Annotated in this window: 10 protein-coding genes; all 10 read left to right on the plus strand. The window is 50.8% G+C overall.

Annotation, left to right across the window (positions count from 1 at the left end; genetic code table 11):
* Nucleotides 1–231 precede the first annotated feature (231 nt).
* Genes tssB through tssH form a run of 10 tightly spaced genes read left to right on the plus strand, consistent with a single transcriptional unit; the run spans nucleotide 232 to nucleotide 12242 of the window.
* Nucleotides 232–741, plus strand: coding sequence for a type VI secretion system contractile sheath small subunit (gene tssB / locus J0X00_RS02740; RefSeq protein WP_136487091.1), 510 nt, complete (start codon nucleotides 232–234; stop codon nucleotides 739–741).
* Nucleotides 742–787: 46 nt separating this feature from the next.
* A complete protein-coding gene (gene tssC, locus J0X00_RS02745) occupies nucleotides 788–2260 on the plus strand; it encodes a type VI secretion system contractile sheath large subunit (RefSeq protein WP_136487092.1) in 1473 nt (490 codons plus the stop codon).
* Between the two features lie 2 nt (nucleotides 2261–2262).
* Nucleotides 2263–2700 (plus strand): type VI secretion system baseplate subunit TssE, encoded by a 438-nt coding sequence (gene tssE, locus J0X00_RS02750; protein ID WP_136487093.1) that lies wholly within the window; start codon nucleotides 2263–2265, stop codon nucleotides 2698–2700.
* 4 nt (nucleotides 2701–2704) lie between these two features.
* Nucleotides 2705–4474 carry a type VI secretion system baseplate subunit TssF gene (gene tssF / locus J0X00_RS02755; RefSeq protein ID WP_136487094.1) on the plus strand — a complete coding sequence of 590 codons (1770 nt, stop codon included), beginning with the start codon at nucleotides 2705–2707 and terminating at the stop codon, nucleotides 4472–4474.
* On the plus strand, nucleotides 4438–5454 hold the full coding sequence (gene tssG / locus J0X00_RS02760; RefSeq protein ID WP_136487095.1) for a type VI secretion system baseplate subunit TssG: 1017 nt from the start codon (nucleotides 4438–4440) through the stop codon (nucleotides 5452–5454). Before tssF ends, tssG begins: the two co-directional genes overlap by 37 nt.
* Nucleotide 5455: 1 nt before the next feature.
* Nucleotides 5456–7012 (plus strand): type VI secretion system-associated FHA domain protein TagH, encoded by a 1557-nt coding sequence (gene tagH, locus J0X00_RS02765; RefSeq protein WP_282476957.1) that lies wholly within the window; start codon nucleotides 5456–5458, stop codon nucleotides 7010–7012.
* Between the two features lie 2 nt (nucleotides 7013–7014).
* The gene (tssJ, locus tag J0X00_RS02770) at nucleotides 7015–7491 is read left to right on the plus strand and encodes a type VI secretion system lipoprotein TssJ (protein ID WP_136487097.1); all 477 of its coding nucleotides are present in this window, start codon (nucleotides 7015–7017) and stop codon (nucleotides 7489–7491) included.
* A gap of 6 nt (nucleotides 7492–7497) precedes the next feature.
* Nucleotides 7498–8832 (plus strand): type VI secretion system baseplate subunit TssK, encoded by a 1335-nt coding sequence (gene tssK, locus J0X00_RS02775; protein WP_136487098.1) that lies wholly within the window; start codon nucleotides 7498–7500, stop codon nucleotides 8830–8832.
* A gap of 2 nt (nucleotides 8833–8834) precedes the next feature.
* A complete protein-coding gene (gene icmH, locus J0X00_RS02780; protein WP_136487099.1) occupies nucleotides 8835–9608 on the plus strand; it encodes a type IVB secretion system protein IcmH/DotU in 774 nt (257 codons plus the stop codon).
* Between the two features lie 24 nt (nucleotides 9609–9632).
* The gene (tssH, locus tag J0X00_RS02785; RefSeq protein ID WP_282476958.1) at nucleotides 9633–12242 is read left to right on the plus strand and encodes a type VI secretion system ATPase TssH; all 2610 of its coding nucleotides are present in this window, start codon (nucleotides 9633–9635) and stop codon (nucleotides 12240–12242) included.

Consider the following 12242-nt stretch of genomic DNA (forward strand, 5'->3'; position numbering starts at 1 on the left):
ATTGAATTAATTCTTCAGGAAAATAATTCAAAGACAGCCGGGGCAGGGATTTCTGTAAGTTGTAGCCGCAACTATTGAACCTCTGACACAACGACTAGTTAAATATCAATCGGCAGTGTTTAGTATATTATAAATAACAACATTTTTATTATTGTTAATTGTGCAGAGTCCGCAAGGCATCTGCACAGTTAATTTATCACAACGATTGGCATAGGTATTTGGAGACGTTATATGTCTAAAGAAGGAAGTGTCGCTCCTAAAGAGCGCATTAATATCAAATATATTCCTGCAACTGGGGATGCACAGGGAGAAGTTGAGTTACCGCTCAAGACCTTGGTGGTCGGTGACTTCAAAGGTCACGCTGAAGAGACGCCTGTCGAAGAGCGCTCGACGGTTTCAGTCGACAAGAACAACTTCGAAGCCGTGATGCGTGAAAGTGACCTTAAGTTGAGCACGACAGTGCAGAACAAACTGGGTGAAGACGAAGGTGCAGAACTGCCTGTCGAGCTGAGCTTTAAGTCTCTGGCTGACTTTTCGCCCGATGCTGTGGCATCTCAGGTTCCTGAATTGAAAAAGTTAATCGAGCTACGTGAAGCGCTGGTGGCGTTGAAAGGTCCACTGGGTAACATCCCTGCGTTCCGCGATCGTTTGCAAGAGCTGCTGAACTCAGAAGAGTCGCGCGAGAAATTGTTGGCGGAACTTAATCTGGTCAGCGACGCAGAAGAGCAGACTCAGGCATAACTTGACTTGATACTTTTGACATTAATTCGGAATTGGGAACTAACAGATGTCTACTACTGAATCGGTATTGGAAAGACCGCAGCTGGCTGAAGGCAGCCTGCTGGATGAAATCATGGCTCAAACCCGTATCGCGCCAAGCGAAGAAGGGTACGATGTAGCAAAGAAAGGCGTGGCAGCCTTTATCGAAAACCTGATTGGTAGTGACCATTCAGAAATGGTCAACAAATCTCTGGTTGATCAAATGCTGGTTGAACTGGATAAAAAAATCAGTGCCCAGATGGACGAAATTCTGCATGATGAGCAGTATCAGCAGATGGAATCGGCCTGGCGTGGTCTGAAACTCTTCGTCGACCGGACTGATTTCCGCGAAAACAACAAAGTCGAGTTACTTCATGTCACCAAAGAAGAGCTGCTGGAAGACTTTGAGTTTGCTCCTGAAACAAGCCAGTCTGGCCTGTATAAACACGTTTACTCATCAGGTTATGGTCAGTTTGGTGGTGAACCAACCGGCGCCATCATTGGTAACTTTGCGTTCACACCGTCAACACCGGACATGAAACTGCTGCAGTACATGGGCTCTTTGGGCGCTATGGCTCATGCGCCTTTTATTTCCAGTGTCGGACCTCAGTTCTTTGGCATTGACTCATTTGAAGAGCTGCCAAACGTCAAAGACGTGAAGTCTATCTTTGAAAGTCCGAAGTACACCAAGTGGCGTGCTCTGCGTGATTCAGAAGATGCACGTTATATCGGTCTGACTGCGCCACGTTTCCTGCTGCGTGTTCCTTACGATCCCACCGAAAATCCAGTTAAATCATTTAACTATGCAGAGAATGTCAGCCAGTCGCATGAACATTACCTGTGGGGTAACACGGCGTTTGCATTTGCAACCCGCTTGACTGACAGCTTTGCTAAGTATCGTTGGTGTCCGAACATCATCGGCCCGCAAAGTGGCGGTGCGGTTGAAGATCTTCCTGTGCACGTTTTTGAGTCTATGGGTGCACTGCAGAGCAAGATCCCGACTGAAGTTCTCATCACTGACCGTAAAGAATTCGAACTGGCTGAAGAGGGCTTTATCGCTCTGACGATGCGTAAAGGCAGCGATAACGCCGCGTTCTTCTCAGCAAACTCGATTCAGAAGCCAAAAGTATTCCCGAATACCAAAGAAGGCAAAGAAGCCGAGACCAACTACAAGCTGGGAACCCAGTTGCCTTACATGATGATCATCAACCGTCTGGCACATTACGTGAAAGTCTTGCAGCGTGAGCAGATCGGTTCATGGAAAGAGCGTCAGGATCTTGAGCGTGAACTGAACGCGTGGATCAAACAGTTTGTAGCTGATCAGGAAAATCCACCAGCAGACGTTCGCAGCCGCCGACCGCTACGCGCCGCGAAGATTGAGGTTATGGATGTTGAAGGTAACCCGGGTTGGTACCAGGTTTCTCTGGCGGTACGTCCGCACTTCAAATACATGGGTGCAAATTTTGAGTTGTCATTGGTAGGCCGTCTGGATCAAGCTTAATCATGACATATATAGCACCTGAAGAGAGTGTTTTTGGGGTTGGCTTCTTCGAGCGTTTAGAAGCCAACGCTAAACCTGTGTCTCTGACTCAAGGTCCGGATGCATGGGATGTACTCGACTCCGTTAAACGTAACGTATCCAACATTCTCAACACCCGAATTGGTGGTGCGCAAAGCGCACCTCATTTGGGATTGGTCGATTTTAATGACGCCACGTTGGAAACCATGGATTTATCGTTACGTATCAAGCTGGCGATCCAGCAATGCCTGGAGCGTTATGAGCCGCGTTTAAAGAATGTCTTGGTTCGTTCAGATAACGAACATCACAATCCGCTTACGTTGCGTTTCCATATTGCCGCCAGCATCAACAGCGATGCATTACACAAGAAAGTTCAGTTCAGTCTGTTACTGGATCAAAATAGAAAGTATCGAGTGTATTAAGTTTATGACTCAAGATAAGTATTTCAGGGAAGAGCTCGCTTTTCTTAAAGAGCAGGGCCAAGCCTTTACCGAAATTCATCCCCAGCTTTCACGCTTTTTGCAGGCTAAAACCACTGATCCGGACGTAGAACGTCTGCTGGAGGGGTTTGCGTTTCTGACTGCGCGCCTGCGTGAGAAAGTGGAAGATGAATTCCCTGAACTTACTCACTCGATCATTAACATGCTGTGGCCGAACTATCTGCGTCCGGTCCCCAGCATGAGTATTGTCACTTTCACTCCAGATAAAAGTGTCAGTGAAAAGCAGACCGTCTCGCGCGGTACCCAGCTCGACAGTAAACCGGTATTTGGCACTAAGTGTCATTTTCGTACCTGCCGTGATATCGAGCTTTATCCGTTGCAATGTCTGGATGCGCACGCGCAACACACCCGCGAAGCAACCACCATTAAATTGGATATGAAAATGAACGGTGACATCGCCTTTGGTGACGCCGGTATTGAGGATCTGCGTTTTTATTTGGGGGGCGATAAATACAGTTCACAAATGCTCTATTTATGGCTCAACCACTATTTGCAAAAAATCAGCGTTGAAGTCAACGGTACCGAATTTATTCTTCCGGCCAGTGCGTTTTGCACGGTTGGCTTTGGCAGCGACGAATCTTTGCTGCCTTATCCGAGCAATGTTTATGAAGGTTACCGTATTCTGCAGGAATATCTCTCTTTTCCGGAAGCTTTCCACTTTTTCGACATTAAAGCGCTTGGACGCACTGTGCCGAAATCGGTGCAGGGTGACTTCACGCTGAATATTCATTTCTCGAAAACCTTGCCAGCTGATGTACGGGTGCGTAAGGATAATTTCCAGCTTTACTGTACGCCTGTGATCAACCTGTTTGAGCACGATGCTGATCCTATTGATCTCAATGGCCGAAAAGCCGAGTACCGCATTGTGCCATCGAGTCGTTATCCGGCGCATTACGAAGTGTTCAGTGTGGACAGTGTGACCGGCTGGCAGGACAGCAGCCAGAATGGTCAGCGTATGCGCGGCGAAAAACGCCATTACTCGGCGTTTGAAACCTTCCAGCATGAAGTTGAGCGGGCACGTGACCGGCAGGCTTTGTATTACCGTACCCGTGTCAAAGAAAGTATCCGTGGTGATGGCTTTGACTCTTTTATGTCGTTTGTGCGTGGCGATGAAACCTTGTCTGTCGACGTGGACGAAGCCGTTTCTCTCAAACTGACCTGTACCAATCGCCTGCTCCCACTGGAACTGGGCATCGGCGATATCTGTGAGCCGACGGATACGTCACCGCCTTATGCGGACTTTCATAACATCACCATTCCGTCGCAGTCACTGCGTCCGGTGCTGGACGGCAGCCTGCTGTGGACCCTGATTTCCAATCTGTCACTGAACTATCTGTCGCTGCTTTCCAAAGATGCTTTAAGCAGCGTGTTACGTGCTTACGATTTCCGCGCTCTGGTGGATCGTCAGGCTGAGCGCGTGGCGCGTCTGCGCCTGGACGGGATCAGCAAAATCGAATCGAAACCGGTCGATAAAATTTTGCGCGGTTTGCCGGTACGTGGATTGCAGTCGACGCTGTACATCGATCAGGCTGGTTTCGGGTCTGAAGGCGATCTTTACCTGTTCGGTACAGTTCTAAGTCATTTCTTCGCACTTTACGCCAGTATCAACTCATTTCATGAGTTGGTGGTGGTCAACTTAACCAATCAAGAGAAGTACACATGGGGAACACAGACAGGAATGCAGCCGTTGATATAACGGCCGATAGTCCGGTTGTGCCTCAGTCGCACTTACCCGGGGATGTACGCTCTTACAATTTTTACCAGTTGGTGGAGTTGTTGCAAAAACTTCATCAACTGAACCCGGAGTCGGAAGAGTGGGAACGCCAGTGTCAGCTGGTGTTCAGTGCGAATCCAAGCCTCGGCTTTTCGCCCAGCGATGTCAATGCACTGCTGGAAAGGCCGGATGACCGGCTGGTGATGCTGACCAACTTTTTTGGTCTGTCCGGTGCGCAGTCACCACTGCCCGGTTTCATTATCGAACAGCTGGTGAATGAAGAACCCGGCGGTATTAAACAGCCGTTTATGGATTTTTTTAATAACCGCCTGATCAACCTAGTTTATCGCATCTGGCGCAAATACCGTTATTACGTGCGTTTTCAACCGGATGCACAGGATACCTTTTCGGCGCAGCTGTTTGCTTTGGTCGGATTGGGCGACCCGGATTTGCGCGGTGAAACACCGATTAACTGGTGCAAGATGTTGGCCTATGCCGGCACGCTGGCTGGCCGTAGCCGTTCTCCGCAGGTGGTGGCGGGCATTATCGCGCACTGTTTTGATCTTGAGGATGTGCAGATTCGACAATGGGTCCGTCGCAAAGTCAGCATTGACCCCTCTCAGCAACTGTCTCTGGGGCGCCAGAATGGCGAGCTCGGGATGAATACCATGCTGGGTGAATCGGTCATGGACTGTAACGGCAAGTTCGCGATTTGTATCGGCAAGTTGTCACGTGCGCGTTTTGCCGATTTTCTGCCCTCAGGAAAAGAGTATCAGCCGCTGTGCAAACTGGTCGAATTCATTTTGCGTGAGCAGATGGCCTATGACCTTGAGTTGTCGATGGACGCTGAAGAAGCGCCACCGCTCACCCTGCGGGCTGAAAGCGGTGTCGCACTAGGCTGGACTTCATTCCTCGGTAAGCACACCGAGGACAAATACGTTTTGATTCAAGTGAGACAATAACATGAATGCCATGACACAGCCCTCGGTGACTCTTCTGGTAACCAATGTCCAGATCCTCGAATCCGGACTGGCGGCTCAATCGACAATCACGGTCGATGGCGGCACGATCGGCAGTGATGCTTACGCCACCTGGCGTCTGAAAGATACCCAGGGAAAGGTGAAACCTCTGCACTGTGAAGTGATGTCGGTTGATGGTGCTTTTTGCGTTAAAGACCTGTGCGGTGACACTTATGTCAACGGTTCGCACATGCCACTGGGCCGCAACCAACTGGCGCGTCTGGAAGATAAAGACGAAGTCACCATCGGCCCTTACCAACTGCGCGTGTTGCTGGATAAATCCCGGGATAGTGAAGACAGTGATGGTCCGCTGGATGCGATGTTTAAGTCGCAGCAAGTTGATTTACTTGCGGATGACGTTTTCGATGACAGTGAGCTCATCGCGGCGGACGAAGAAGAAGCCAATCACGATCCGCTGGCCGCGCTGGATGCGTTGGTCAGCAGCGAAGATGACGGCGAATCTTTGCTAAAGGAAGTCGAAAAAGCACCGGACAGCGAGCAGCCAGCCAGTCTGGTTCCGCAGGATAACCTGGTACTCAATGATCCCTCTTTCACCCCGCAGGCGGACAGCGAGTATGAGATGACCTCCTCAATCCGTCTGAAAAAAATTCTTGGCTTCGGACGTTCAGTTTTAGCAAATGAATCGTCACAGCAGCCTGCCATACATCAGCAGGATGTTCAGCACAATCAAGCAAATGATCCGTTTAAAACGAACGAACAGTCTGGAAACGATCAGTTTAGAAATAGCACGCTATTTAAAAATAATACAGCACCAACAGATATAAACACCAACAACGAATCAGAGGGCTTAACCATGGATGAAAACGTACTGGATCTTCTCGAAGAAGAAGTTGCCAAAAGTATGCAACCTGCGACCGACCACACCACCACAACGGCCGCTGGCGGCCAGCATCTGCTGACCGGACCTATGTTGCAGGGCCTGGGTATTGATCTGAGTCAGAATAATGATATGGAACGCATGCACATGTTGTCCCACGAACTCGGAGAATCGCTGCAGGCGTGTGTCAAAGGCTTACTGCAACTGCACGAACAGGTGAGTGAAGGCCGTTTTGGCACCATGAACCGTAACCTGCAGCCGATTGAAGATAACCCGCTGCGTCTTGGCCTGAATTACCCTGACACCATCCGTACCATGTATGACGCGGATAAAAGCTTGGTCCACCTGTCTGCACCGGCGGCTATCTCGGAAAGCCTGAAAAATGTGCGCGACCATAATGAAGCGATGCAACACGCTACCACCGAAGCGCTGAGTCAGATCCTGAATGCCTTTTCGCCTCAGGTCCTGCTGCGTCGTTTTAATCACTACAAGCGTAATAGCGATAACCAGACCGGCTCTGATGAAGCCTGGGCCTGGAACATGTACTGCAATTACTACCAGGAACTGACTTCTAACCGCCAGCGTGGTTTTGACAAGCTGTTCTGGGAAATCTTCGAGCAGGCGTACGACAAGAAAATCCGTGAGAAGCAACTGGAGTTGTAATCGTGAACAAGCTGCTGTTTATGCTGCTTTCGCTGCTGCTGTTGTCGGCCTGTAGTTCGACAGAGCCTTACGAGCCCGCGAAAGAGCCGACCAAGGTGACATTCAGTCTGCTGACCGATGAAGGGGTGAACCCGAGTATCTGGGGAGAAGCGTCACCGGTTGAAATCCAAGTTTTTGAATTGCAGGACGACTCGATGTTCATGTCGGCCGACTATGACCAACTCAAAGATGATTATAAAAAAGCACTGCGCAGTAACTTTGTTAAAAACTACGACTACGTGCTGATGCCGGGACAGTTCAAATTCGTCAATGCATTTGAACTGGATGAGAACACCCATTACATCGGTGTGATGGCGCATTTTTCTGATCCGGAAATCAGTGAATGGAAAAAAGCAGTCAAAGTGCTCAATAGAGGCAGGGAATACCACCTGCTGATGTTTTTTAAAGATTACAACGTCAAACTGGATAGGGTGGAATAACACAAGATGTTTGCTCGAAACCGCGTGATCTGGAATGAGGGGCTGTTCATTAAACCCCAGCATTTCCAGCAGCAGCAACGTTATACGGAATACCACATCGATGAGCGCATGAGTGCGGTCAGCCGTTACCTGTATGGTGTTTCAGAGTTGTCACTGAATCCTGAATATTTGTCTTTTGGTCGTATCGCGATAGAGCGTGCGGTAGGCATCATGCCTGACGGCACTGCGTTTCGTATTCCGCAGGAAGACGCGATGCCGGATGCGCTGGAAATTGACGACGCATCGCTGGCCAATCAACTGGTGTATTTGGCCGTACCGCTGCGCAGCGAATCCCTGATGGAAATCAATTGGCCGGAAGAGCAGGGGACGGGACGTTACGTCAGTCGCCGCCTTGAAGTGCGCGATGTGCATACGGTGCAGGGTGACAACACCACCATTGATGTCTCGCCAATCCGCATGCAGTTAATGCTGGAAAAAGAAGATCGCAGTTCGTTTGCCTCGATTGCCATCGCCCGCATTCTGGAAAAACGCCCGGATGGCAGTGTGGTGATGGATCCGGACTTTATCCCTTGTCATCTCAACGTCGTTGGTAATGCTGCCCTGCACCGCTTTATTAATGAGATGTCCGGCCTGATGCGTGAGCGCGCGAAAAACATCGCCCAACGTATCAGCGCACCTTCTCAGGGTGGCGTGGCTGATGTATCAGATTTTATGTTACTGCAGGCTCTGAACCGTTTGCAGCCTCAGATGCAGCATCTGGCGGAACTGCGCAGCCTGCATCCGGAGCGTCTGTTTGAGTGTCTGGCTTCTGTTTGCGGTGAGCTGGCCACCTTCACTGATGAAGGTCGTCTTCCGCCTTCATTACCAAGTTACAACCACGATATGCCGAGCCTGTCGTTTGGTCCGCTGATCCGCAGCCTGCGTCAGAGCCTGAGTGTGGTTCTTGAACCTCGTGCGGTCTCAATCCAGCTTGATAAGCGTAAGTACGGCCTGATGGTCGCACCGGTGCATGATCCGCAACTGATGGACAGCGCCGAATTCATTATCGCAGTGAAAGCCCGTATGCCACTCGACGAGTTGCGTCGCCTGTTTACCCAGCAAACTAAAGTGTCATCGGTTGAGAAGATTCGCGAACTGATTTCACTGCAGTTACCGGGAATTCCACTGATTTCATTGCCTGTTGCACCGCGTCAACTGCCGTACCACGCCGGCTATACCTATTACCAGCTGGATAAGAGCAGCCCTGCCTGGGCGATGCTGGATCATTCCAGTGGCTTTGCGTTCCACGTTGCCGCGGCATTTGATGATCTTGACCTGCAGTTCTGGGCGATAAGGAGCTAACCATGGCACAGAATAAAAAAGAGGGCCAATACGCCAGCCTGCTGTTTGACGATGTCGAGCAGATCAACCATGACCAGGACTACTGGTTCCAGCTGCGCGGTGATAACCCGAATGTACTGATTGACGCAGCAACCCCGTTGTTTGGTTTGTCTCTGCGAGTTCGTTCATTGTCGGAATGTCACAACATCGAACAGATCTACAACCAAACCGTGGAAGAGATTAAAGCGATCGAAATTGAGCTTTCGGAGCAGGGTTTTGAGCACGCGATCTTAATGGCTTACCGCTACATCCTGTGTGCCTTTCTCGACGAAGCGGTCATGGGCACCGAATGGGGCGCTTCCAGCGTCTGGGCGGAGCATTCCATGTTATCGCGTTTTCACAACGAAACCTGGGGTGGCGAAAAGGTGTTTACCATTCTTGGTCGTCTGGAAGGGGAACCTAAGCGTTATGAAGCCCTGCTGGAATTTATCTATCAGTGTCTGGTGCTGGGGTTTGAAGGCAAATACCGCGTGATGGATGGCGGACAGGTAGAGCGCGAGCGTGTGATCAGCCGGTTGCATGATGTACTGGCCACGCTCGATGATGAAGAGCCGCAGGATTTGACCCGTGCGACGGATCATGTGGTGAAAGCGAAATATAAATTAAGCCGTGAAGTACCGCTCTGGTCCGTGTTTGCCGGATTCCTGGTGTTGTGGGTCGGCATCTTTCTTGGTTACAGCTATCTGCTGCATAGCAAATCAAGCGACGTAATAACTCAATTAAATCAAATACTTTAAAAATTATAAGGCTAGGTGATCGCCGTGATCCGTATTGAACTCCCAACGTTGATTTCGAAATTAAATGCCCAAAGTAAACTGGCATTAGAACAAGCGGCGTCTTTGTGTATTGAACGTCAGCATCCGGAAGTGACGTTCGCCCATTTTTTAGATGTAGTGACAGATAACCCGCTTTCTGATGTGCGACTGGTCATCAAACAGGCTGGTCTGGATGTTGAAGCGGTCAAGCAGGCGATAACATCCGGCTATGCCCGGGAGCAGGCGCTGGATACTTACCCGGCATTCTCCCCGTTGTTGGTGGAACTGCTGCAAGAAGCGTGGCTGCTTTCGACTACCGAACTGAATCAGACTGAACTGCGCTCCGGTGCCATGCTGGTCGCGGCCCTGACTCAGGCTGACCGTTATCTGTCCCCGAAACTGGCGTCTCTGCTGGCCGATATTAACCGCGAAAGTCTGAAGAAACATTTTGATGCCATCGTCGCAGACTCGGCGGAAACTGAGGTGGAGAAACCGGCTAAAGGGGCGGCGGCACAAGCGCTGTCCGGTGCCACATCGCCGCTGGACAAATACTGCACCAACGTGACCGAACAGGCACGTAAGCAGGAACTCGATCCGGTCCTGTGCCGTGAAAATGAGCTGAATCTGATGATCGATATCCTGTGTCGCCGTCGCAAAAACAACCCGATCGTGGTGGGTGATGCCGGTGTGGGTAAAAGTGCGATGATAGAGGGCCTGGCACTGCGCGTGGTGGCGGGTACGGTGCCGACTCAACTGCAGAAAGTTGAGTTGCTGTCGCTTGATCTTGGCCTGCTGCAAGCGGGGGCTTCGGTCAAAGGTGAATTTGAGAAACGCCTGAAAGGCGTGATTGACGCTATCAAGAATGCGCCAAATCCGGTGATTCTGTTTATCGACGAAGCGCATACCCTGATTGGCTCTGGCAATCAGGAAGGCGGCAGTGATGCCGCTAACCTGCTGAAGCCGGCCTTGGCACGTGGTGAACTGAGCACCATCGCGGCGACTACCTGGAAAGAATACAAGAAGTACTTTGAAAAAGACCCGGCCCTGACCCGTCGTTTTCAACTGGTTAAGCTGGAGGAGCCAAGCATTGAGCAGGCGGTCGACATTTTACGTGGCCTGAATAGTGTGTATGAGAAAGCGCACAACGTGCTGATCACTGATGAAGCGCTCAAAGCCGCTGCTGAGCTGTCGGCGCGTTATATTTCGGGTCGTCAACTGCCGGATAAAGCCATTGATGTGCTGGATACCGCGTGCGCGCGGATTGCGATTAACATGACCACGCCGCCAAAACGTCTGGCGCAGTTAGAAACTGCGTGTCACCAGCGTCAGCTGGAAATCGACATGCTGCAACGTGCCCATTACCTCGGCCAGAGTGCGGACTTGGGCCGTCTGGATGAACTGCGCTCGCAAGAGCTGGCGGACGAAGCTGAGAAGCAGACTCTGACTGAGAGCTGGCAACAGCAAAAACAGCGGGTTGAGACCATTATTGACCTGCGTGCGCAACTGCTGGATCTGGCCAAACAGGAGGATGCGGATGAAGAGACTCGTGACAGTCTGCATGCTGATCTGCAGTCACATTATCTGGCCCTGCAAGCGATTCCGCATCAGGAAGTATTGATGCATGCGCAAGTCGACGCCGAGCAGATAGCCGAAGTCATTGCGGATTGGACCGGCGTACCGGTTGATCAAATGAACAGCGATGAACTGCATAAAATCACCCATTTAACTGAGATCCTGGGCCGCTCCATTAAAGGTCAGGATATCGCTATTGAACGTGTGCACCGTAATCTGCTCACCGCCCGTGCAGACCTGCGCCGTCCGGGGCGTCCGAAAGGGGCGTTCCTGCTGGTTGGTCCGAGTGGGGTTGGTAAAACCGAAACCGTGGTCCAGCTCGCAGAGCAGTTGTATGGCGGCAAACAGTTCCTGACCACCATCAACATGTCCGAGTACCAGGAGAAGCATACCGTATCACGTCTGATTGGCTCGCCTCCGGGTTATGTCGGTTACGGTGAAGGCGGCGTGCTGACCGAAGCGATTCGTAAGATGCCCTATTCTGTCGTACTGCTGGATGAAGTGGAAAAAGCGCATCCGGAAGTGCTGAACATCTTTTATCAGGCATTTGATAAAGGTGAGCTGGCTGACGGCGAAGGTCGTCTGATTGATTGTCAGAATATCGTGTTCTTCCTGACCTCAAACCTTGGTTATCAAACCATTGTGGATTACGCCGAACAGCCTAAACAACTTGATGAAGCCTTGTATCCTGAACTGGCGGCTTTCTTTAAACCGGCTTTGCTGGCTCGAATGGAAGTGATTCCTTACAAACCGCTTAGCAAAGAGGTGCTGGCGGAAATTGTTAAAGGCAAACTCAATCGCCTGGAAACCTTGTTCCGTGACCGTTACAACGCTGAAGTGGTGATTGAAGAGCGCCTGATTGACGAAATCCTTAATCGTGCGACACGTAGTGAAAACGGTGCCCGTATGCTCGAAGCCATTATCGAAGGCCAGCTGCTGCCGCCGGTATCGCTGGCGCTACTGAGCAAACTGGCTGAGCAGCAGCCGGTACATCGCATTCACCTGGATGCGGTGGAGGGTGAATTTATCGGTGAGGTGGATTGA

The sequence above is a fragment of the Vibrio sp. ABG19 genome (assembly GCF_029962385.1).
In the GTDB taxonomy this organism is placed as follows: domain Bacteria; phylum Pseudomonadota; class Gammaproteobacteria; order Enterobacterales; family Vibrionaceae; genus Vibrio; species Vibrio ostreae.